We start from the raw sequence: 24,316 nt of genomic DNA on the forward strand, positions 1-24,316 counted from the left end.
TCTGTGTTCCCGGGATTCGGAAACCCCCTCCCTCCGCGCCGACCGCCGAGGCCTCCGGTGTAACCTCCTGGCCGTGTGCGAATCGGACACAACCGACCTAGCAATTCCTTCCTGACCTGCATAGAAGTCATTTGGGCCGTGCATTTGCACTGGACGATCGCGCCGCTTGCCTTCTACGGGGCACGCTGGCGGGGCGGCGCTCAGGGGTGCGCGGAAAGCGAGTAGCGGAGGCGACGATGGTGACGGGTACGCAGGCACCCCCGAGGCCCGACGACCTGGTGGCCGTGGTGGGTCTGTCCTGCCGGCTCCCCGGTGCCACCACACCCGATGCCTTCTGGCGTCTGCTGTGCGAGGGCCGTGAATCGATCGGTGCTCCGCCCGAGCGGCTGGGGGAGCCCTCCGATGCACGGGACGAACGCTGGGGCGGGTACCTGGACCGCGCCGAACACTTCGACGCCGCCTTCTTCGGGATGTCCGCGGACGAGGCGTTGGCGACCGATCCGCAGCAGCGCCTCATGCTCGAACTGAGCTGGGAGGCCGTGGAGAACTCCCGCCGGGCCCCCGACTCGCTGCGCGACACCCGCACCGGGGTGTTCACCGGTGCCATCGCCGACGACTACGCACTGCTGCGACAGCGGTCCGGCAGCGCCGCCATCAGCCACCACAGCCTGGCGGGGACCCAGCGCGGCATGATCGCCAACCGGGTCTCCTACGCCTTGAGCCTGGGCGGCCCCAGCCTCACCGTCGACGCCGGGCAGTCCTCCTCGCTGGTCAGTGTGCACATGGCCGCTGAAAGCCTGCGCCGGGGCGAGTCCGACCTGGCGCTGGCCGGCGGGGTGAACCTCATCCTCGTACCGGAGAGCACCGACAGCGTCGACCGGTTCGGCGGACTGTCCGCGGACGCGCGCTGCTACACCTTCGACGACCGTGCCAACGGCTACGTCCGGGGTGAGGGCGGGGCCGTACTGGTCCTGAAGACCCTGGACCGCGCCCTGGCCGACGGCGACCGCGTGCACGCCGTACTGCGCGGCGGCGCCGTGAACAACTCCGGGCGGACCCGGGTGCTGTCCGGGCCCGAGGTCGAGGGACAGGCCACCGTGCTACGGGCCGCACACACCCGCTCCGGGGTGGACCCGGCACGGGTGGGGTACGTGGAGCTGCACGGTACCGGGACCCGGGCCGGTGATCCGGTGGAGGCGGCGGCGCTCGGCGCCGTGTTCGCCGACACCCGTACCGATCCGCTGCGCGTGGGGTCGGTCAAGACCAACATCGGCCACCTGGAAGGCGCGGCGGGCATCGTGGGCCTGCTCAAGGTGGTGCTGAGCCTGTCCCACGGGCAGCTGCCGCCCAGCCTCAACTACGAACGCCCCCACCCGGAGATCGACATGGACGGGCTGCGGCTGGCCCCGCAGGTGACCCGTGAGCCCTGGCCCGCGCAAGCACCGTTCGCGGGGGTCTCGTCGTTCGGGATGGGGGGCACCAACTGCCACCTGGTGCTGGGCCCGCCGCCCCGGAGGTCGGAAAGCGCCCCCGGCGGCGACGAGCACCTCGACCCCGTGCCGTGGGTGCTGTCCGCGCGCTCCGAGCAGGCGTTGCGCGACCAGGCTTCGGCACTGCACCGCTTCGTGTCCGCGCGCCCGGGGGTGCGCCCCGAGGACGTGGGCGTGTCCCTGGCCACCACCCGTGCCGTCTTCGAGCACCGCGCGGTGATCCTGGCCCCCGGGGGCAGCGCCGCCCACGACCTCGAGTCGGTGCGCCCGACCGCCGCGCCCAACACCGACCGCGAACGGCCCGGACCGGTCCTGGTCTTTCCCGGCCAGGGCGGGCAGTGGGCCGGGATGGCGCGGGACCTGCTGGACGGGCGAGGTGTGCTGTCGCGGATGTTCACGGCGCGGCTGCGCCAGTGTGAGCGCGCGCTGGACCCCTACGTGGACTGGTCCGTGACCCAGGTGCTGCGCGGCGAGGAACAGGCCCCGACGGTGACGGGCCCGGGGACCCGCGTGGACGTGGTCCAGCCGGTGCTGTGGGCGCTCATGGTCTCGTTGGCCGGGGTGTGGTCGGAGCTGGGGGTGGAGCCCTCGGCGGTGGTCGGCCACTCGCAGGGGGAGATCGCGGCGGCCTGCGTGTCCGGTGCGCTGTCCCTGGATGACGGGGCCCGGGTGGTGGCGCTGCGCAGCCGTGCTCTGCGCGGCCTGGCCGGAACGGGGGCGATGGCCTCCTTCGGGATATCCGAGTCCGACGCGGAGGACCTGGCGGCGCGCTACAGCGACCTGCACGTGGCCGGGGTGAACGGTCCCGCGTCGGTGGTCATGTCCGGCGGGCCCCGGTCGGTACGCGACGCCGTCCGCACGTGTGAGGAGCGCGGGTTGCGGGCCGCCTTGGTGGACGTCGACTACGCCTCGCACTCGGCGCACGTGGAGCGGATCCGGGACCGGCTGCTGGACCACCTGGACGGGGTGCGGCCCCGTGCGGCGGACACCCCCTTCTTCTCCACCCTCACCGGCGGCGAACTGGACACGGCGCGCACCCCGCTGGACGGCGGCTACTGGTACTCCAACCTGCGCAACCGGGTGCGGTTCGCCCAGACGGTGGGAGCGTTGGTCGAGCGGGGGCACGACACCTTCGTCGAGGTCGGCCCGCACCCGGTGCTGGCCTTCGGGATCGAACAGATTCTGGAGAGCGCCGGGGCCGAGGGGCAGGTCCTGGAGACCCTGCGCCGACACGAAGGCGGCGCCCAGCAGTTCCTCACCGGTATCGCCCGAGCCTTCACGGCCGGCGTCGACGTCGACTGGGGGCGGTTGTTCGAACGGACCGGGGCGCGCGTGATCGACCTGCCCACCTACCCGTTCCAGCGCACGCGGGTGTGGCCGGACGGACCCGTTGCCGAGCCGGGGACCACCGGGCGGGCCGGGGTCCCGGGCACCGCCGCACCGGACCGGGAGACCGGCGGGGAGACCGGCGGGGAGGCCGCCTCCGACCTGCCCGTATGGGACCGCGAGGACCTCGTCGCCCTGGTGGGTGAGCACGCCGCACGCCTTCTCGGCGCCGACGAGTTGGACCCGGAGCAGCAGGGCACCACCTTCCGCGACATGGGCTTCGACTCCGTGCTGGCGGTGGAGCTGCGCAACCGGCTGTCCACGGTCACCGGGCTGAAGCTGGCCTCCACCCTGCTCTACGACCACCCCGACCCCGAACGGCTGGTGGACTTCCTGGCCGCCGAGCTGGAGCGTGCACCGGTCCGCGCCCCCCGACACGCACCGGCCGCCGACGCCCGGCCCGCCCCCGCTTCCGCGGACCGCCGCGTGGCGGCACGCCCCGGCCGTCCGGTACCGGACGAGGACGACCCGGTCGCCATCACCGCGATGGCCTGCCGTCTGCCCGGCGGAGTCCGCACCCCCGAACAGCTGTGGCGGCTGGTCGACGAGGGCACCGACGCCACCGGCCCCTTCCCCGACAACCGGGGCTGGGACCTGACGGGCCTTTACGACCCGGAGCCCGGTACACCGGGCCGTACCTACACACAGCGCGGCGGCTTCCTGTACGACGCCGACCTCTTCGACGCCGGCTTCTTCGGGATCAGTCCGCGCGAGGCCGACGCCATGGACCCCCAGCAGCGCCTGCTGCTGGAGACCTCGTGGGAGGCCGTCGCCCGTGCCGGGCTCGGCCCCGACGACGTGCGCCGGAGTCAGGTCGGGGTGTACGTCGGCGCGATGCCCACCGAGTACGGGCCGCGCCTGGCGGACGCGGGAAGTGGTACCGACGGCGGTTACCGGCTCACCGGCAGCACGCTGAGCGTGGCCTCCGGGCGCATCTCCTACGTGCTCGGTCTGCACGGCCCCGCCCTGACCATCGACACCGCCTGCTCGGCCTCGCTGGTGGCCCTGCACCAGGCCGCCGGCGCGGTCAGGCGCGGCGAATGCGACATGGCACTGGCCGGCGGGGCCACCGTCATGGCCGGCCCCGGCATGTTCCTCGAGTTCTCCGCCCAACGGGGACTGTCCCCGGACGGGCGGTGCCGGGCTTTCGGTGCCGGCGCCGACGGAACCGCTTGGGCCGAGGGCGCCGGAATGCTGCTGCTGGAGAGGGTCTCCCGAGCCCGTCGCGCCGGGCGCCCCGTTCTGGCGCTCGTCCGGGGCAGCGCCGTCAACTCCGACGGTGCCAGCAACGGGCTCACCGCCCCCAACCGGGAGGCCCAGGAGCGGGTGATCCGCCAAGCGCTGGCCGATGCCGACCTGGTGCCGTCCGACGTCGACGCCGTCGAAGCACACGGAACGGGGACCAGGCTCGGCGATCCCATCGAGGCGCGCGCCCTCATCACGGTCTACGGCAACGAGCGCCCGGAGCACGACGGTGCCGATCTGCGCGTGGGGTCGCTCAAGTCCAACATCGGGCACGCCCAGGCCGCCGCCGGTGTGGCCGGGGTGATCAAGACCGTGGAGGCGTTGCGGCACGGCCGCATGCCCCGCACCCTCCACGCCGACGAGCCCACCGGCGAAGTCGAGTGGGGCGGCAGCGGGGTGCGTCTGCTCACCGAGGGGGAGGCGTGGCCGGACACCGGTCGGCCGCGCCGTGCGGCGGTGTCGTCGTTCGGGATCAGCGGCACCAATGCCCACCTGGTCCTGGAGGGTGTGGCCGACGAAGGCGCTCCGGTCACCGTTCCCGACGACCCCTTCGACCGGAGCCGGCACTGGGTCGAGGCCGCAGTGCCCGTCGTCTCGGAGCCGGCGCCCGAACCGGAGCCGCTGCTGGACGACGGACTCGACCTCGTCGACGGGGGAATGGTGTTCGGCGGCCGCGTCGGCGACACCGGGCACCCTTGGGTGCTCGACCACCGGTTGCTGGGCCGGACCGTCCTGCCGGGGACCGCCCTGGTGGAGCTGGCCGCCCACGCCGGAGCCAGGGTCGGCGCCCATGACGTGGCGGATCTGACGTTGGAGGCGCCGCTGGTCCTGCCGCGGGGCCGGGCCACCCGCCTGCAGGTGGCCGTGGCCGCACCCGACGGGAAGGGGCGTCGCGGTGTGGTCGTGCACTCTCGGGCCCAGGCCGCGGACGGGTGGGCCCGGCACGCCTCCGGGCTGCTGGAACCCCGAGGTAACCCCGACGCGTCCCGGGTCCTGTCCTGGCCGCCGGAGGGCGCCGTGGCCGAGGGCTTCGAACCGGGCGCGGACTACGCCCGGCTGGCGCGGCGCGGCTACACTTACGGTCCCGTGTTCCGAGGTTTGCGCTCCCTGTGGCGGGGCTCAGGCACGCTGTTCGCCGAGGTGGCGGTGCCCGACGGGCAGGAACGCTCCGGGCCCTTCCAAGGCACCCACCCCGCGCTGTTGGACGCCGCCCTGCACGCGGTCCTGCTCGCCGACGGGGATCCGGAGGCATCCGCACAGGTTCCCTTCGCCTGGTCCGGGGTCCGGTTCGCCGAGCGCTCCGGAGCGCCGGTCACCCGGCTCCGGGTGGCCTTGGAGCCGCTGGGCGGCGACCGGTACCGGCTCACCGGGGCCGCCGAGGACGGTTCGGCGGTCGTCACCGTTGACGAGCTGGCGCTCCGCCCGATCGACGCGGAGGGGCTTCCGCCTGCACCGGGTGAGGAACCCGGCCTCTACGAGGTGCGCTGGGAGCGGGTGTCCGTGACGGACCCGGACCCGGAACCGCCCACCGGACTGGTCGGGCTGGCCGACATCACCCCGGAGATGGAGTCGGTTCCGGACGTGGTCTACACCGAGCTGCCCGCCGCTGTGGCCTACGCCGGGCCCGATCAGGTTCCCGAATCCGTGCACGAGGGACTGCGCGCGGCTCTGGCTGCGGTGCGCACCTGGCTGGCCGACGAGCGGTTCACGCACGCCCGCTTGGCCCTGGTCACCTGGCGTTCCGTCATCGCGTTGCCGGAGGATCCGCTCAGCGGGCTGATCGCCGCGCCCGCGTGGGGTCTGCTGCGCGCGGCCCAGCGCGAGCACCCCGACCGTCTGATCCTGGTGGACTCTGACGGCTCAGAGGACTCGCACCGCGCCCTGACCGCCGCCGTCGGCCTGGGTGAACCCCAGGTGGCGCTGCGTCGTGGCCGGGTGCTGGTCCCGCGCCTGGACCACGCCGTCGAAGACGGGGAAGCGGTCCCTCCCGGCACCGCCTGGCGGATGGACACCTCCAAGGCGGGGTCACTGGAGGGCGTGTCGTACCTGAGCGCTCCGGAGGCCACGGCTGAGCTGGACGAGCACGAGGTGCGTGTGGCGGTGCGCGCCGCCGGGGTGAACTTCCGCGACGTCGTGGTCGGCCTGGGCCTGGTGGAGGGCGAGACCGGCATGGGCATCGAGGGTGCCGGGGTGGTCGTGGAGGCCGGGGCCTGTGTCACCGACCTCGCCCCGGGCGACCGGGTCACCGGCATGTTCGACGGCGCCTTCGGGCCCTTGGCCGTCGCCGACCGGCGCAGGCTCGCCCGCATCCCCGAGGGGTGGAGCTTCGAGGAGGCCGCCGCGGTCCCGGTCGTGTACCTGACCGCCTACTACGGCCTGGTCGACTTGGCGGTGCTGCGGCCGGGGGAGAGCGTCCTCGTGCACGCGGCGGCCGGCGGCGTGGGTCTGGCCGCCGTGCAGCTCGCCCAGCACATGGGGGCGCGGGTGTTCGGTACGGCCAGTCCGCACAAGTGGTCGGTGCTGTCCGAGTACGGGCTGTCGGAGGACCGGCTGGCGTCCTCGCGGACCCTGGACTTCGAGCAGAGTGTGCGGGCAGCCAACGACGGCCGCGGCGTCGACGTGGTCCTGAACTCGCTGACCGGCGAAGCGGTGGACGCCTCCCTGCGGTTGCTGCGCACGCCCACGGAGAGCGGCGGACCCGGGGGCCGCTTCGTGGAGATGGGCAAGACCGACATCCGTTCGCAGGACGAGGTCGCAGCCTCCCACCCCGGGCGCGGCTACCAGGCGTTCAGCCTGCCGGACGTGGACCCCGAACGGATCGGGCAGATGCTCGAGCGGGTCCTGGAACTGTTCGAGTCTGGGGCGCTGCAGCCCGCACCCGTCACCGTCCACGGTGTGCGCGACGCCACAACCGCCTTCCGCGCCCTGCAGCGCGGCGAGACCGTCGGCAAGACGGTGCTGACCCTCCCGGCACCCTTCCCCCAGGACGGGACCGTCCTGGTCACCGGGGGCACCGGAACCCTCGGCCACCGGGTGGCACACCACCTGGTCGCCGGGTACGGGGTACGCCACCTCACCCTGGTCAGCCGCGGCGGTGAAGCCGCCGAGGGGCAGGACGAGCGGAGCGAGGAGCTGCGCGCGCTGGGCGCCGAGGTCGACGTACGGTCCTGTGACGCCGCCGACCGGGCGGAGCTGTCCCGTCTCCTCGACTCCCTGGACCGGCCGCTGCGCGGAGTGGTGCACACCGCCGGTGTGCTCGACGACGCCACCGTGCCGACCATGACGGACGCGCAGCTCGAACGGGTACTGAGGCCCAAGGTCGACGCCGCGTGGAACCTGCACGAGCTCACCGCGGACCGGGATCTGGGCGCCTTCGTGCTGTTCTCCTCCGTGGCCGGGGTGCTCGGCAACCCGGGGCAGGCGAACTACGCCGCGGCCAACGTGTTCTGTGACGCGCTGGCCCATCACCGCCGCACCCTGGGACTTCCGGGTACTTCCCTGGCTTGGGGCCTGTGGGCGGAGGCCAGCGGTATGACCGGCCACTTGGACGGAGCCGACATGGCGGTCCTGGGGCGCGGCGGCCTCCTTCCCATGCCAGCCGACCGGGCGCTCGCCTGCATGGACACCGCCCTGCACCTGGACCGGGCGGTCGTCGTGCCTGCCCTGCTGGATCTGGAGAACGGCCCCGACCTGCACGTGCTGCGTGCGCTCACCGGCGGTTCGGGTGCGGCCGAGAGCCGCCCCGAACCGGAGGACCCCGGTCGGCGCAGTGCCTTCGCCCCCGAACGCCTCGCCGCGCTGCCCGAAGCCGAGCGCGCCCGGCTGCTGCTGGCCGAGGTCCGCACACACACGGCCGTGGTCCTGGGCCACGGGGAGGAAGGGGCAGCCCGGGTCGCAGCGGACCGGCCCTTCACCGACCTGGGACTGGACTCACTCACCGGGGTGGAGCTGCGCAACCGGCTGGGAGAAGCCGTCGGTCTGCGCCTGCCCGCCACCGCCGTGTTCGACCACCCCACACCGCGTGCCATGGCGCGCCTGGTCACCGACCTCCTCCTGCCCGGTCAGGCCGAACAGGCCGGTCCGCCCGAGGAGGGAGACGGCCAGAACACATCAAGCACCGCCCCGTTCGACGAGGAGGCCGAACAGGGTGAGATCGACGAGATGGAAGTGGACGACCTGGTCAACCTGGCACTGCACGGCCAGGGCCCCACAACCCCGGGTGGACAGGAGAACTGATGTCTCACGACAACGAACGCCTCGTGGCGGCGCTCCGATCCGCGATGAAGGAGAACTCCAGGCTGCGGGAGGAGACTGAGCGGCCACCGGAGCCCGTGGCCGTCGTGGGCATGGGCTGCCGCCTGCCCGGCGGGGTCAACTCCCCCGAGGACCTCTGGGACCTGGTGGAGCGCGGTGACGACGTGGTCGGCCCGCTGCCCCAGGACCGCGGTTGGGACATCTCCGCCCTGACCGGGCAGTCCGGTGACGCCCCGCTTTCGGTAATGCGTCAGGGCTACTTCCTCGACGACGCCTCAGCCTTCGACCCCGCGTTCTTCGGTATCTCGCCGAGGGAGGCCGAGGCCATGGACCCGCAGCAGCGGTTGATGCTGGAGGTGGCCTGGGAGACCGTGGAGCGCTCCGGGACCGGCCCCGACAGCCTCGCCGGAAGCGACACCGGGGTCTACGTCGGCGCCATCACCCAGGAGTACGGGCCTTCGCTCACCCAGGCCCCCGGTGACGGGTTCGCCATGACGGGGACCACCGGCAGCGCGGTCTCCGGGCGCGTGGCCTACGCATTGGGCCTGACCGGACCGGCTCTGACGGTGGACACCGCCTGTTCCTCCTCCCTCGTGGCCGTGCAGATGGCCGTGCAGGCGCTGCGTGCAGGGGAGTGCTCCCTCGCCATCGCCGGCGGCACCACCGTCATGGTGGGCCCGGGGGCGCTCACCGAGTTCACCCATCTGCGGGGCTTGGCCGCCGACGGGCGCTGCAAGGCCTTCGGTGCCGGAGCGGACGGTGCCGGGTTCTCCGAGGGCGTGGGCGCGGTGATGCTGGAACGCCTTTCCGACGCCCGCCGCAACGGCCGCCGAGTCCTGGCCGTCATCCGCGGTGCGGCCGTCAACCAGGACGGTGCCTCCAACGGACTCACCGCCCCCAACGGGCCTTCGCAGACCCGGGTCATCCGCAAGGCCCTGGCCGACGCTCGGCTGGAACCGGGTGACGTGGATCTGGTGGAGGCGCACGGTACCGGCACCACCCTGGGCGACCCCATCGAGGCGCAGGCCCTCGCGGCCGCCTACGGGCCGGGCCGGGACGGGCCCCTGTGGCTCGGTTCGCTCAAGTCCAACATCGGCCACCCCCAGGCCGCCGCGGGGATCGCCGGACTGATCAAGCTGGTGCTGGCGCTTGAGCACGGCACCCTGCCGCGCACCCTGCACGCCGACGAACCCACACCGCACGTGGACTGGTCTTCCGGGTCGATGCGGCTGCTGAACGAGGCGCGCACCTGGCCCGGCACGGGCCGTCCCCGCCGCGCAGCGGTCTCCTCCTTCGGGCTGAGCGGTACCAACGCCCACGTGGTCGTGGAGCAGGCGCCCCGACCCGAGGACGCCGTCACCGGCGACGCGGAGGCGGAGGGCGCAGGGGCCGAGGCCCCCGGCCGGAGCGATGCCGCTGAGGGCAGCGGCCCCAGCGCGGACCGCCCGGGCGGACTGGTGCCTTGGGTGCTGTCCGCCCGCACCGAGGCCGCGTTGGCCGCGCAGGCCGCCCGGCTACGCGACCACGTCGGCCAACGCCCCGAACTCGACCCCGTGGACGTGGGCTGGTCCCTGGCCACCACCCGCTCCGCCCTCGACCACCGTGCCGCCGTCCTGGCCTCGGACCGGGACACCTTTCTGGCCCGGCTCGACACGCTGGCCTCGGGGCGTCCCGACCCGGACGTGGTGACCGGTACCGCGGCCCCCGACCGCCAACCCGTCCTGGTCTTCCCCGGGCAGGGCGGCCAGTGGCCCGGGATGGCCGTAGGACTGCTGGACTCCTCCCAGGAACTGGCCGGGTACATCGCCGAGTGCGAGGAGGCGCTGGCGCCGTACGTGGACTGGTCGCTGACCGACGTCCTGCGGCAGAGCCCCGGCGCCGCCTCACTGGAGCGTGTCGACGTCGTCCAGCCGGTGCTGTGGGCGGTCATGGTCGCCCTGGCCCGGCTGTGGATCTCCCACGGGCTGCGCCCAGCCGCCGTGGTGGGGCACTCACAGGGCGAGATCGCGGCGGCCTGCGTGTCCGGTGCGCTGTCCCTGGAGGACGGGGCCAAGGTCGTGGCTCTGCGCAGCCGGGCCGTGCTCGAACTGTCCGGCACGGGTGCGATGGCCTCCGTCGGCCGCCCCGCCGACCTGGTCCGCGCCGACCTGGCCGACCTGGCGGACCGGGTTCACGTGGCGGTGGTCAACAGCCCGTCGGCCACGGTGGTCGCCGGTGAGCCCGAAGCCGTCCGCACTCTGGTCAAGGAATACGAGGAGGCCGGGGTCCAAGCGCGCATGATCGCCGTGGACTACGCCTCCCACACGCCGCACGTGGAACGGCTGCGCGCCACCCTCACCACCGCGCTGTCCGGGGTCGTCCCGCGCCGGCCCGAAATCCCCATGTACTCGACCCTCACCGGAGAACCGGTGGGCGCCGGTGAGCTGGACGCCGAGTACTGGTACCGCAACCTCGGCGAGCCGGTCGAGTTCGGCCGGGTCGTGCACAACCTGCTCGCCAGCGGGCACGACGTGTTCGTGGAGGCGGGACCGCACCCGGTACTGAGCATCGCCCTCCAGGAGTGCGCTGAGTCCGCGGGTCTGTCCGACACCGTGGTCCTGGGTACGCTGCGCCGGAACGAGGGCGGCCTGGACCGCTTCCTCACCTCTCTCGCCGAGGCGCACACGTACGGGCTGCCAGTCGACTGGCCAACCGTGTTCGGCGGCGCCGCGCGCGTGGTGGACCTGCCCACCTACGCCTTCCAGCGCCAGCGGTACTGGCGCGTCAACCCCGCCCACACCGGAGCGCCTGCACCGGCGCCGACGGCCGCAGCGGAACCGGATACCTCCGGGGCCGAGGCGCCCGTGCGCTGGGAACGGTCCCCGAACCTGTCGGCGGAGGAACGCGAAGACGCCGCCCTCGCCATGGTCAGGGAGGAGACCGCCGCCCTCCTCGGCCATCCCAGTGCCAGCACGGTCGAACCCCGCCGGGGTTTCCTCGACGCGGGCGGCACCTCCCTGGCCGCCGTCCGCCTGCGCAACCGCGTCAACGCCCTGACCGGCCTCGAACTGCCCGTGAGCGTGGTCCTCGACCACCCCACACCGCTGGCCCTGGCCCGCCACCTCGTCGAACAACTGGACCGCGCCGACGCGGACGCCGAAACGCCACCGGTTCCCGCGCTGACGGAGCTGGAACGCCTGGAGGCGGCGGTGTACGGCGGCGACGTCGACGGCGCCACGCGGGCGGAGCTCGGCGACCGCCTGCGCGGTCTGCTGCGCGGTCTGGACGACCGCCCCGACCAGGGCGCCGACCTGGACGAGGCCAGCGACGACCAGCTCCTGGACCTCATCGACCAGGAATTCGGCATCTCCTGACCGGCAGGAACGAGATTCGAGGGCGGACGCAGCGATGACCAACGAGAACAAGTTCCGCGATCTGGTCAAGAAGATGGCGGTCGACCTGCGCCAGGCGCACGGGCGCGTGGAGGAACTGGAGGATCGCGCCCGTGAACCCATCGCGGTGGTCGGCACGGGCTGCCGCTTCCCCGGCGGCGTCGACTCCCCGGGGGGACTGTGGGATCTGGTGGCCGACGGCCGCGAGACCCTCGCCGAGTTCCCCACGGACCGGGACTGGGACCTGGAGCACCTGTACGACCCCGACCCCGAGGCATCGGGCCGCACCTACGTGCGCCACTCCCACTTCCTCGACGGCGCGGGGGACTTCGACCCGGGCTTCTTCGGGATCAACCCCCGTGAGGCCCTCGCCATGGACCCGCAGCACCGGAAGATCATGGAGGTCTCCTGGGAGGGCCTCGAACACGCGGGGATCGACCCCGCCAGCCTGCACTCCACCCCCGCCGGGGTGTTCATGGGCGTGGTCGGCCAGACCTACGGGCCCCCCGTCCAGACGGCCGCCGACGGCCTGGACGGCTACCGGATGACCGGAACGATGCCCGCCGTGGCCGCCGGGCGCGTCTCCTACACCCTGGGCCTGGAAGGGCCGGCCGTCACCGTCGACACCGCCTGCTCCTCCTCCCTGGTCGCCCTGCACCTGGCCGTGAGGTCGCTGCGGGCGGGCGAGTCCTCGCTGGCCCTGGCCGGAGGCAGCACGGTCTACACCGACACGTCCTCCTGGGTGTCGTTCAGCAGCCAGCGGGCCCTGTCACCGGACGGGCGCTGCAAGGCGTTCTCGGCCCACGCCGACGGCACCGGCTGGGGCGAGGCCGCGGGGGTCCTGGTCCTGGAACGGCTCTCCGACGCCCGCCGCAACGGCCGCCGAATCCTGGCGGTGCTGCGCGGAAGCGCGGTCAGCCAGGACGGGGCCAGCAGCGGGCTGACCGCGCCCAGTGGGCCCGCGCAGCAGCGCGTCATCCGGCAGGCGCTGGAAGACGCCCGGCTGACTCCAGGCGACGTGGACGCGGTGGAGGCGCACGGTACCGGCACCAGCCTGGGGGATCCGATCGAGGCCAACGCCCTGCTGGCGACCTACGGCGCCGACCGCGACGAAGGCGACCCCGTGTGGCTGGGATCGCTCAAGTCCAACATCGGACACACCGGTGCGGCCGCCGGAGTGTCCGGGGTCATCAAGGCGATCATGGCGATCCGTGCGGGCACCCTGCCGCGCACCCTGCACGCCGACGAACCGACCCCGCACGTGGACTGGTCCGCCGGGGGTCTGCGGCTGCTCACCGAACAGCGCGCCTGGCCGGACACCGGGCGCCCCCGCAGGATGGCGGTCTCCGCGTTCGGGGTGAGCGGTACCAACGCCCACCTGATCGTGGAGCAGGCGCCCGAACCCGAGCGGGACGGGGCCGCGGGCACCGGCCGGGCCCGGAGCGGCACGGGCACCGGCCACGGTCCGCTGCCCTGGGTGCTCTCCGCACGCACCGAGGCCGCGCTGGCCGCGCAGGCTGCCCGGTTGCGCGACCACGTGACCGCCCGCCCCGACCTCGACCCGGTCGACGCGGGCTGGTCGCTGGCCACCACCCGCACCGCCTTCCCCCACCGCGCCGCCGCCCTGGGTAGCGACCGCGACACGCTCCTGTCCGGACTCGACGACCTCGCGCACGGCCGACAGGGTCCGGCCACCGTGTCCGGCCGTACCGCGGGCGAGGGCCGCACCGTGTTCGTCTTCCCCGGCCAGGGCGCACAGTGGGCCGACATGGCCCGGGAACTGCTCGACACCTCGCCGGTTTTCGCCGAGCGGATCGCCGCCTGTGACCGGGCACTGGCACCCCACACCGACTGGTCCCTGACCGACGTGCTGCACGGGCGGGAAGGCGCACCTCCACTGGAGCGCGTGGACGTCGTCCCCCAAGTGCTGTGGGCGATGCTCATCGGCCTGGCCGCCCTCTGGAAATCCCACGGAGTGCACCCTGACGCCGTGGTCGGCCACTCCCAGGGCGAGGTCGCCGCTGCCCACATCGCCGGCGCACTCACCTTGGAGCAGTCCGCCAAGGTCATCGCCGAGCGCAGCCGCGCCGTGCGCGACCTCGCCGGTACCGGGGCCATGGCCTCAGTCGCCCTCGGCGCCGATACGGTCCGGGACCACATCGCCGACCAAGACTGGCCCCTGTACATCTCGGTCCACAACGGGCCCGGCACCACGGTGGTCGGCGGGGACGGGGAAACGGTGGCCCGAGTGGTGAAGGAGTACCAGGAGCAGGGGGTCATGGCCCGGGTGATCGCCAAGGACTTCGCCTCCCACACCCCGTGCACCGAACCCGTCCGCGAGGGCCTCACCGCCGCACTGGCCGACATCACCCCGAGCCGGCCCGACATCCCCGTGTACTCCCCGCGCACCGCCGGGCCCCTCGACGTGCCCATGGACGCCGACTACTGGTATGCCGCACTGAGCGAGACCGTGCGCTTCCGCGAGACCGTCGACGAGCTCCTGCGGTCCGGCCACACCCGCTTCATCGAGATCGCCCCGCACCCCGTCCTCAGCCTGCCGATGCGGGAGACCTTCGAGGAGGCCGGCGCGGACGCCGCCGCCATCCCCACGCTGTACCGGGACGAAGGCGGCCTCGACCGGTTCCGTCTGGCGTTGGCCCACGCCCACACCAGCGGCGTCACCGTGGACTGGTCGACCGTGTTCGGCGGCGCCGCACGCGTGGTGGACCTGCCCACCTACGCCTTCCAAAGCCAGCACCTGTGGATCACCGGTACCCGCGCCGGGGGCGATGCGGCCTCCGCCGGGCTGGAGACTGAGGACCACCCGCTCCTGGGTGCGGCCCTTCCGCTGGCCGATACCGGTGCCACCCTGTTCACCGGGCGGCTCTCCCGCGGCACGCACCCGTGGCTGGCCGACCATGCCGCCCTCGGCACGAACCTGCTGCCCGGAACGGCCTTCCTGGAGTTGGCCAACAACGCGGGAGAGCGCACCGGCAGTCCGCGCATCGAGGAGCTCCTCGTCCAGGAGCCACTGGAGATCCCCGAACGCGGTGCCGTTCAGCTCCAGGTCACCGTCGGCGCCCCCGACGAGGAGCGGCGCCGGGCCCTGACCGTGCACTCACGCCCCGCCAGTACCCCCGGCGCCCCCGACCTGGGCGAACGCCCCTGGGTCCGGAACGCCACCGGGACCCTCGCCCCCGAGACCGCTCCGCCGGGGGAGGGCCTGACCGCCTGGCCCCCCGCGGAGGCCGTTCCGGTCCCCGTGGACGACCTCTACCCCCGCCTGGCCGAGGCGGGGTACGCCTACGGACCGGCCTTCCAAGGGCTCACCGCCGCCTGGCGGCTCGGCGATGACGTGTACGCCGAGGTCGCCCTGCCCGACGGAGCCGGCGACCGCGCGGAGCACTACGGTCTGCACCCCGCCCTGGCCGACGCCGCCCAACACGCGATCGCCCTCGGGCCCTCCGGCGGAGGCGCGACCCGGTTGCCGTTCTCCTGGACGGGGAGCACACTGCACGCCGCGGGCGCCACCCGCCTGCGCGTACGGGTCCGGCCCATCGGCGCCGACGAAGTCGCGATGCTGCTCACCGACACCACCGGCACACCCGTCGCCACCGTCGACTCACTGGTCCTGCGCGCCGCCGACCCCGGAGGCCTCCGCAGGGCGGGCGACGACCTGTTCACCGTCGACTGGGCGCCGACGGCCACGGGCGCGACGGCCGGCGCGGGTACCGGGGGCGGCCCGGTGTGGGCGGTCGTCGGCGGCGACTACCTCGACACCGCCGCCGCCCTCACCGCAGCTGGGCACAGCGTCCGGGTCCACGAGGACGCGGCGGCGCTCGTCGCGGCCCTCGACGACGGCGCCCCCGTACCCGACAACGTCCTGCTGCCCTTCCTCTCCGTCACCGGAGCCTCCGGGCCTCGGGTGGCGCACGACGTGCTCGGGCGCGCCGTTTCGGAGGCGCAGACCCTCTTGGCGGACCCCCGCACCGAGGCCGCCCGGCAGACCCTGCTCACCTGCCGAGCCGTGGCCACCACCCCCGACGCGCAGGTCGACCTGCCGTACGCGCCCCTGTGGGGGTACGCCCGTTCCGCCGCCCTGGAACACCCGGGCCGGTTCGCGATCGTGGACACCGACGACGCCGGGCGTACCACCCCCACCCTGCTCGCCGCTCTGACCGGCGGCGAATCCCAGGCCGCCGTCCGGGACGACCAGATCCTCACCCCGCGCCTGACCCGCGTGCGGCGCCCGGAGAAGGACGGGATCGACTTCGGCGGCGGCACCGTCTTGGTCACCGGGGCCACCGGCACCCTCGGCGGCGAGATCGCCCGCCACCTGGTCGACCGGCACGGGGTGCGCGACCTTCTGCTGGTCAGCCGCAGCGGGGCGGAGGCGCCGGGCGCCGCCGGACTCGAAGCGGACCTGGGCGCGCGCGGCGCCACCGTCACCGTCGCCTCCTGCGACACCTCCGACCGTGACGCACTCGCCCGCCTGCTCGACACCGTCCCCGACCTGACCGCCGTCGTGCACGCGGCGGTCGCACTCGACGACGGGGTGATCGGAGGGCTCACCACCGACCGCATCGACCGCGTCCTCGCCCCGAAGGTCGACGCCGCCTGGCACCTGCACGAACTCACCCGTGACCTGTCCGCGTTCGTGCTCTTCTCCTCGGTGGCGGGGACCCTGGGCAACCCGGGCCAGAGCCACTACGGAGCCGCCAACGCCTTCTTGGACGCACTCGCCCACGACCGCCACCGCCAGGGGATGCCGGCGGCGTCGCTCTCCTGGGGGATGTGGGAGCTGCGCAGCGCCTCCACCGCCCGACTCGACGACGTCGACGTTCAGCGCTTCGCCCGGCAGGGCATGGCCGATCCGGTCACCACCGACCACGGCCTCGACCTGTTCGACGCCGCGCTGGCCACCGGCCGGCCCCACGTGGTGCCCATGCCCCTGGACGTGGCCGGGGTCCGGGCCCGCGCCTCCCGCACCGGGGAGGTCCCGCCGATGCTGCGGGGCCTGGTCCGCCCGCCCCGGCGCCGCGCGGGCAGCCGTCCCGCCGCCGACGGGCGCCAACAGCTCGCGGCCGCCGGTCCGGCCGAACGCGCCGAACTGCTCCTGGCCGCGGTCCTGAGCCACACCGCCGACGTTCTGGGCATCGGCAACCTCCAGCCCGAGGACGCCTTCCTGGAACTGGGCATGGACTCGCTGACCGCCGTGGAGCTGCGCAACCACCTGAACACGGCGACCGGTCTGCGGTTGCCCGCCGGACTGGTGTTCACCCACACCACCCCGGCCGTCGTCGCTGGCCACCTGGCCGAACTCCTGGACCGGCAGGGCGGGGACACCGAACGCCCCGCCGCGGAGCAGGCGGCCGCGCCCGTCGGAGAAGGACTGGTGGAGCTGTTCAAGGCGTGCTGCGCGAACGGACGGGTCGCCGAAGGCCTGGACCTGGTGGCGGCGGCCGCGCACGTGCGTCCCACCTTCACCGGTCCCGAAGACCTGCGCACACCGCCCGCCCCGGTGCACCTCGCCAAGGACGAGGGCGCCGAGTCACCCCTGTTCGTCTGCCTGCCGTCGATCCTGATGATCTCGGGTGTGCAGGAGTACGCCCGGTTCGCCGCCGGGGTCCGGGGGCTGCGGGCCGTCGACGTGGTGCCCCAGCCCGGGTTCGTCGACGGGGAACCCCTGCCCGCCACCGTGGACGCGGTGGCCCGGGTCCAGGCCCGCACCGTCGCGCGCATCGTCGGTGACCGGCCGTTCGTGCTGGTCGGGCGCTCGTCGGGCTGCTGGGTGACCCACGCGGTCCTCGAACGCCTCGAAGCCGAGGGGGTCGGTCCCAAGGCGATGGCGCTGCTCGATCCGCCCTATCCCACCGACGACGCGGCGCTGCCGACCATCGAGGCCGGCGTGGTCGAGCGCGGCGAGTCGTTGGGCATCATGGACGGCGTGCGTATGACCGCGATGGGCGCCTATTTGCAGCTGTTCCGCGAATGGCTGCCCTCACCGGTGCGGACCCCCACCGTGGTGCTGCGGCCCGAGGAGCCCACCATCGACCTCCAGGGCCGGGAGGTACCGCCGTTCACTTGGGAGCCGGAGCACGAGGTTCTGCGTGTACCCGGTGACCACTTCTCGATGCTGGAGGGACACGTGGACATGGTCTCCCGTGCCCTGCACGACTGGCTCGCCGAAAGGGATCTGTGAGTAGCTGTGAGTAAAGGGGTTGCGGTGCCCTCGCGGTGGATCCGCCGCGAGGGCACGGATCTGCACGTCCTGGACACCGCCGGGGCGGGACCGCCGGTCCTGCTCCTGCACGGCCTGGCTGGCAGCGCGGGCGAGCTCCTGCCCACGGCGAGGGCCTTGGCGCCCCTCTTCCGCGTGTTCCTGGTGGACCAGCGCGGGCACGGCCACAGCACCACGCACCCCCGGGAGGTCACCCGCGAGGCCTTCGTGGCCGACACCGTCGCGGTGATCGAGGAACTGGCCGGGGGACCCGTGCACCTGGTGGGCCAGTCCATGGGCGCGCACACCGCCTTCCTCACCGCGGCGGCCCGACCGGACCTGGTGGACCGGCTGGTGATGCTGGAGGGCCACGCTCAGGGCGGCAATCCGGACGATGCGGCCCGGCTCGGGGACTTCTTCCGCTCCTGGCCCGCGCCTTTCCCAAGCGCCGAGGCGGCCCGCGACTTCCTGGGGGAGCGCCCGATCACCGAGGCCTGGGTGTCCGATTTCGAGGAGACCGCTGAGGGCCTGAGCCCGCGCTTCGACCCCGGCGTGATGGAGGGGGCGCTGCGCGCAGTTTGCGACCCCCGCTGGTCCGAGTGGGAGAGCCTGGCGGTGCCCACCCTCGCGGTCTTCGCCGAGAACGGGATGTTCCCCGGGGACGAGCGGGACGCCCTGATCGCCCGCCGCCCCGCCACCCACCGTGTGGACCTCCCCGGTGCCTCCCACGACGCCCACCTCGACACCTTCGACCCGTGGATCCGCACCCTGAAGGAGTGGCTCACCCGACCGCTGTGACCGCTGGAACCCCGGCCCTGCCTAGGCTTCGGGGCCTTCGGGGTACTCCGCCAGGAACCAGGCCGTGAACTCGGCGAGGTCGGCGCACACCCGGTCCGGGCGCCACGGGCTCTCCGCGGCCTGCTCCCGTGTGGCAACCCCGCTGAGGAGCAGCGCCGAGGACAGGCCCGCCTCGTTGGCCATCCGGACGTCGGTGTTGACCCGGTCCCCGACCATCCAGCACCGCTCCGGGGGCAGGCCCAGCTTCGCCGTGGCCGCGCGGGCCATCGTCACGGAGGGCTTGCCCACCACGGCGTCCACCTCCCGGCCCAGCGCCGCCTCCAAGGCGGCGATCTGCGCCCCGCAGTCGGGCAGCTCGCCCTCCTCCACCGGGCAGGTGGCATCCGGATTGGTGGCGGCGACGTAGGCGCCTCGGCGTGCGGCTTGGAACGCGGCGTTGAACGCGGAGTAGTGCAGGTCCCGGTCCCACCCCATCGCCACCGCGTCCGCCCGGTCCCACCGCGTGGTCGTGGACAGGCCCGCGGCCGCCAGCTCGTCGTGCAGCGGTGCCTCACCGACGACCAGGACCCGCTGGTCCGGGCCTAACCGCTGCACCAGGTGCTGGGCCAGGACCTCGTTGACCGTCACGAGTTCGTCCAAGGCGGTGGGGATCCCCATCGCGGTGAGTTTCTCGACGTAGTCCTTGGGACGGGCGACGGACTTGTTGGTGGCGAACACGGTCCGGTGGCCGGCCGCGCGCAGCCGGGCCAGGGCGGAGTCGGCGCCCGGGATGAGGTGTTCCCCCAGATAGACGGTGCCGTCCAGGTCGACGATGAGGCCGGGCATTGCACTGCCCCCTGTTCCATAACAACACTGTGTTCCACATGCGATGTGCCGCCCGCCTTCGGTGCGGGCGGCACATCGTCGTCCGCGGTGGGTACTGGAAGCCGGTCAGTACAGCGACTTGCGACTGAACCGGTAGGCGACCTGCTGCAAGCTGATCACGATCACCAGCAGGATCACCGTCATCGCCGCCGCCGGGTAGCGCTCGCCCCGCAGCAGGTTGTCGAAGATGTCCCGGCTCATCGGCTCCCAGCCGGACGGAGCGATCAGCACAGTGACGCTGGTTTCCTTCAGCACCGTGACGAACACGAGGATGCCTCCGGCGAACAGCGCGGGGCGCAGTAGCGGCAGCACCGTCGTCATCACGGCGGTGATGCGGTTGGCGCCCAGGCTGCGCGCCGCCTCCTCGACATCGGTGCCGATGGCCTGCATGGCGCCGACCGTCGGACGCAGCATGTAGGGCAGCCGCCGGATCGCGTACGCGATGACCAGGAGCCCGGCCGTTCCGTACAGCGCCAAGGGCTGGGAGTTGAACGTCTGGATCAGCGCCAGCGCCAGCGCGATACCCGGCACGATCAGCGGCATCGTCGCCAGGAAGTCCAGCCCGGCCGAGCGGTGGCGGACCGTGTAGTAGGCGACGGTCGCCGCCACGAACAGCGCGATCAGCAGCGCGCCGCCCGCCAGGGTGAGGCTGTTGGCGATCACGCCCCAGGACCGGTCGAGCACGCGCTCGTAGTGCGCGGTGGTCCAGGCGTCCGGCAGGAGCGAGCCGCGCCAGGTCGTGGCGAAGGACAGCGCCAGCACGGACAGCAGGGCCAGGGCCGGGATCAGGGTGAAGGCCATGGTGAACACCGACAGGCTGATGCACAGGCCGCGGTGGCGGACCAGGGGGGCCTGGTGCCCGCGTGCGGTGAGCGTGCCGTAGTCGCGTCCGCGCAGCACGAGGCGCTGCAGCGCGAAGAACAGCGCCACGACCACGACCATGACCATGACCAGTACGGAGCCCGCCGCCCAGTTGAAGAAGCCGGCGATCTCGCGGTAGGCCTGCACCACGATCAGGTTCAGCCCGTCGATACCGAGGATGATCGCGGCACCGAAGTCACTGAAGGTCACCGCGAAGATCAGCAGCAGCGCCGACAGCAGCGACGGCAGCGCCAGCGGGAGCGTCACGGTGAAGAACGTGGTCAGCGAACGCGCGCCGAGGCTGGCCGACGCCTCCTCCACCTGTGCGTTGCTGATCCGGAACGCCGCGACCATCGGCCACAGCGCGAACGGGAACAGGAAGAACAGCAGGACGAGAACGAGCCCGGTCATGGAGTACGGGCTGATGAGCTGGCCCTCGCCGCCCATCGCCTGCCAGATGGTGGTGACCCAGCCGGCCTGGCCGAACATGGTGATGAAGCCGCCCGCGGCCGCGAACGTGGGGACCACCATCGGGATCGTGCACAGAACGCCGAGCGTGCGTTTGAACGGCATCTCGGTGCGGGCGAATCCGTAGGCGATCGGCGTGCACAGCACCATGGCCAGCAGCGAGACGCCCAGTGCCAGCAGCAGGCTGTTGCGCAACGCCTCCATGTTGCGCGCCGACCCCACGACGTCGATGAAGGTGGCGAGGGAGGCACCGCCGAGGTCGGAGATGTTCTGGGCGCGGACTTCGGGGTCCACGATCGAGCCGAAGATGTTCACGGTCTCGCCGGTGAACGCCACGACCGCCATGGACAGCAGCGGGATGATCAGGAAGAGCGTGAAGAAGCCCAGCACCAGGACCCGGAAGAACGCCAGCAGGTCCACGTGGAACGAGCGCTGGCGCCGCTTTCTGCCCGTCGGCGGCGACCCCGGTTTGGACTCCCGACCCTCGGGGGGATCGGCCACGGCCGTGCTCACGAGGAACCCTCCTCAACCAAGGTGATTCGGTTCGGTTCGATGGCCACCTGTACCGGGGTGCCGACGTCCAGCAGCGCGTCGGCGCCGCGGAAGGTGTCGGTGACCTCGATGAGCTGGCTGGCGACCGGGTCGTCCGCTGCTGCGAGCGCATCAGCTTCCAGCGCCTCGGCTTCGTCCAGCGCCTCGGTGTCCGTGGCCTTGCCGTCCGGGTCTTTGTCGTCCTGGGCCGCGTCTTCGGCGGCCGCTGCGCCCGGGGCCTTGTTCCCCGTAGGCTCCGCTGGCACGACCGAAGCGCCGCCGGCCGCGCCGATGTCCACGGTGTAGGAGATGTTGGGGCCGAGGTAGGTGAGATCGGCGATGGTGCCGGGGAACGTGTTCTCGGCGTTCTGGTTGGGGTCTGTCGCCGCCTGCACCGAAAGCGCTTCGGGGCGCATGAGCAGCCGCACCTTCTCGCCGACGACGGCCTCGGAGGCGGGGATGCGAATGTTCCGGCCGCCCAGCACCACTTCGGTGCGGGTGTCGTCGGAGCGCTCCACAGTGGTGTCCACGAGGTTGGAGGAGCCCACGAAGCGGGCGGCCCAGGCCGAATTGGGCCGGGCGTAGAGGACGGTGGGTGTATCCACCTGCTCCAGGCGGCCGTCGCGCATCAGGGCGATGCGGTCGGCCATGCCCATGGCCTCTTCCTGGTCGTGCGTCACGAAGATCGTGGTGATACCGACCTCGCGCTGGATCTCGCGGATCGTGGTGCGCATCTGGATGCGCAGGTTCTTGTCCAGGTTGGACAGCGGCTCGTCCATCAGCAGCACGGCCGGGCGCCGCACCAGCGCGCGGGCCAGCGCGACACGCTGCTGCTGGCCGCCGGACAGCTGGCTCACCTGGCGCCGGTCGTAGCCGGTCAGCCCGACCTGCTCCAGCGCCTCGTTCACCTGTCGGCGGATGTCGGCGGACGAGCGGGCGGCGCGCTTGCTGAACAGGCCGGCGAACGCCCGGACCTTCCCCTTGTACAGGTCCCGCATCAACAGGCCGTAGGCCACGTTCTGGAACACGTCGTAGTGGGGGAACAGCGCGTAGCTCTGGAACACCATGCCGGTGTCGCGCTTGTGCGGCGGAACGTCGTTGATGAGCCGCTCCCCGGCCCAGATCTCACCCTGGGTGGGGCGTTCGAATCCGGCCACGCAGCGCATGGTCGTGGTCTTGCCGCAACCCGAAGGACCTAGGAGCGCGAAGAACTCGCCCTCCTCGATCTCCAGGTTCACGTCGTCGACCGCGACGGTCGCGTTGGCTCCCGAACCGAAGCTCTTAGACAGGTTCCGCAGGCTGACGGCTACCATCGTTTACCTTCCTGGCTGCTGCTGAGGCGGGGTGGTTCCCGCAGAGGCGGTGCCGACCGCGACCCGACCGAACGGTCGGACCGCGGCCGACACCGGTGGCGCCGAATCGGTCAGCCCCCGCGGGGCGTGTCCGCGGGACACGCCCTAGCCGATCCGTTCGTTCCATTCGTCGCGGGCGTCGTCGTAGTTGTCGACCACCCAGTCCACGTCCAGTTCCTGGGCGTGCTCCTCGACCTGGTCCAGCGTGATCGGGGTGCGGGACTCCACCTCGTCGTCCAGCGGGATGTGGAACCAGTCCGCGCGGATCTGCTGGCCCTCGGTGGACAGCATCCAGTCGATGAACTCCTCTGCACCTTCGGGGTTGGGCCCGTCGGTGACCATGGCGACCGGGTTGACCAGGACCGGGGTCTCCTCGGGGATGTGGAAGTCCACCGATTCCCCGCGGTCCTCGTGCTGGTAGGCCATGAAGTCGTAGCCCACCGCGATGTTGGCCTCCCCGGTGGTCACGGCCTCGGTCGGCGCGCCGCCGGAGTCGGGGATGGCGGTGGCGTGGTCGGCCAGGGTCTCCAGGTACTCCCAGCCCTCTTCCTCACCCATCTCCATGAGCTGGCTGAGGACCAGAAGGGTGGCGGTGCCGGAGGCGGCCGGGTTGGGGAACTGCAGTTCGCCCGCCCAGCGGTCGTCGGCCAGGTCCGCCCAGGTCTGGGGCAGCTCGTCCTCGGAGACCTCGTCGGGGTTGTAGGCCAGGCCCAGCACGAACAGCTCGGCGCCGGTCCAGCCCCAGTCCTCCTGGCGCAGCGCGATGTCGCCCTGCATCGCGTCCATGTCCTCGACGGTGGTGGGGGTGTAGGGCTCGATGATGCCCTGGTCCAGCGCGTTCTCGAACGGCATCCAGCCACCGCCGCCGTACCAGAGGTCGCCCTGAGGGTTGTCGGACTCGGCGATCATCTGGTTCACGAGCTCGTTGGTGCCGGAGTAGTTCACCTCCACCGTGTAGTCGTGCTCCTCCATGAACGCGTCGGCCATTTCCTGGGTCATGTCCGGCGTCTCGGGGGAGTAGAAGCTGATCACCTCGGTGTCTCCGCCGAATCCGCCGCAGCCCGTGCTGACCAGTACCACCGCTCCGCAGGCGGCTGTTAACCGCAAGCCCTTGTTCATCTGCGCTCCTCTCGATACGGCCCGGATGGCGGGTGCGGCCGCTTTCCGGACCATCCGGGCACTCACGCGATCGCGCGGATGCCCATGGCACCCCGAACGGGACAGGCGCTGTTCAGCCAGCGGATAGGAACTTGGGTCGCATGCCGGCACAGCGTGCCTTCTGGATAGGAAGCCCGGTTCGCTACCTGTTCGGTTGTGTTCGGATTTCGGACCATAGGCAGGTAGCCCTGGTTGCGTCAAGGGTTAAAGGTGCGGAAACATACATTCGCGTACTCTTTCGTTCATTAGCGAAAGTGTGATGAGTTCATGTCGGTCGTGTTACCCGGACATGCGGGTGGCCGCCACCGGACGACTCGG

Annotated in this window: 8 protein-coding genes; 4 read left to right on the forward strand and 4 right to left on the reverse strand. The window is 72.5% G+C overall.

Going from position 1 to position 24,316, the window contains the following annotated elements:
• Positions 1 to 236: 236 nt before the first annotated feature.
• The 4 genes from ACYVDG_RS12785 to ACYVDG_RS12800 are packed head-to-tail and all read left to right on the forward strand — an operon-like array spanning position 237 to position 18,764.
• The gene (locus ACYVDG_RS12785; RefSeq protein WP_460750331.1) at positions 237 to 8,357 is read left to right on the forward strand and encodes an SDR family NAD(P)-dependent oxidoreductase; all 8,121 of its coding nucleotides are present in this window, start codon (positions 237 to 239) and stop codon (positions 8,355 to 8,357) included.
• On the forward strand, positions 8,357 to 11,728 hold the full coding sequence (locus ACYVDG_RS12790) for a type I polyketide synthase (protein ID WP_460750334.1): 3,372 nt from the start codon (positions 8,357 to 8,359) through the stop codon (positions 11,726 to 11,728). Before ACYVDG_RS12785 ends, ACYVDG_RS12790 begins: the two co-directional genes overlap by 1 nt.
• 34 nt (positions 11,729 to 11,762) lie before the next feature.
• Positions 11,763 to 17,948 (forward strand): type I polyketide synthase, encoded by a 6,186-nt coding sequence (locus ACYVDG_RS12795; RefSeq protein ID WP_460750337.1) that lies wholly within the window; start codon positions 11,763 to 11,765, stop codon positions 17,946 to 17,948.
• Between the two features lie 24 nt (positions 17,949 to 17,972).
• Positions 17,973 to 18,764, forward strand: a complete 792-nt coding sequence (locus tag ACYVDG_RS12800) for an alpha/beta fold hydrolase (protein WP_460750340.1) — start codon at positions 17,973 to 17,975, stop codon at positions 18,762 to 18,764.
• A gap of 21 nt (positions 18,765 to 18,785) precedes the next feature.
• Here ACYVDG_RS12800 and ACYVDG_RS12805 read toward each other — a convergent pair whose 3' ends face one another.
• From ACYVDG_RS12805 to ACYVDG_RS12820, 4 genes are all read right to left on the reverse strand, one after another.
• Positions 18,786 to 19,589, reverse strand: a complete 804-nt coding sequence (locus ACYVDG_RS12805) for an HAD-IIA family hydrolase (protein WP_460750343.1) — start codon at positions 19,587 to 19,589, stop codon at positions 18,786 to 18,788.
• Between the two features lie 105 nt (positions 19,590 to 19,694).
• Positions 19,695 to 21,470: an ABC transporter permease gene (locus ACYVDG_RS12810; protein WP_460750346.1), complete on the reverse strand. Its 1,776-nt coding sequence runs from the start codon at positions 21,468 to 21,470 to the stop codon at positions 19,695 to 19,697.
• Positions 21,467 to 22,801 (reverse strand): ABC transporter ATP-binding protein, encoded by a 1,335-nt coding sequence (locus tag ACYVDG_RS12815; RefSeq protein WP_460750349.1) that lies wholly within the window; start codon positions 22,799 to 22,801, stop codon positions 21,467 to 21,469. The genes ACYVDG_RS12810 and ACYVDG_RS12815 overlap by 4 nt, the downstream gene beginning before the upstream one ends.
• A 144-nt stretch (positions 22,802 to 22,945) precedes the next feature.
• Complete coding sequence (locus ACYVDG_RS12820) at positions 22,946 to 23,959, reverse strand: ABC transporter substrate-binding protein (protein ID WP_460750351.1); 1,014 nt, start codon at positions 23,957 to 23,959, stop codon at positions 22,946 to 22,948.
• Positions 23,960 to 24,316: the final 357 nt, after the last annotated feature.

The sequence above is a fragment of the Nocardiopsis oceani genome, from assembly GCF_054777395.1.

Coding starts and splice junctions, on each gene's coding strand:
- ACYVDG_RS12785 (WP_460750331.1), top strand. CDS start 237: ATGGTGACGGGTACGCAGGCACCCCCGAGGCCCGACGACCTGGTGGCC.
- ACYVDG_RS12790 (WP_460750334.1), top strand. CDS start 8,357: ATGTCTCACGACAACGAACGCCTCGTGGCGGCGCTCCGATCCGCGATG.
- ACYVDG_RS12795 (WP_460750337.1), top strand. CDS start 11,763: ATGACCAACGAGAACAAGTTCCGCGATCTGGTCAAGAAGATGGCGGTC.
- ACYVDG_RS12805 (WP_460750343.1), bottom strand. CDS start 19,589: ATGCCCGGCCTCATCGTCGACCTGGACGGCACCGTCTATCTGGGGGAA.
- ACYVDG_RS12815 (WP_460750349.1), bottom strand. CDS start 22,801: ATGGTAGCCGTCAGCCTGCGGAACCTGTCTAAGAGCTTCGGTTCGGGA.
- ACYVDG_RS12820 (WP_460750351.1), bottom strand. CDS start 23,959: ATGAACAAGGGCTTGCGGTTAACAGCCGCCTGCGGAGCGGTGGTACTG.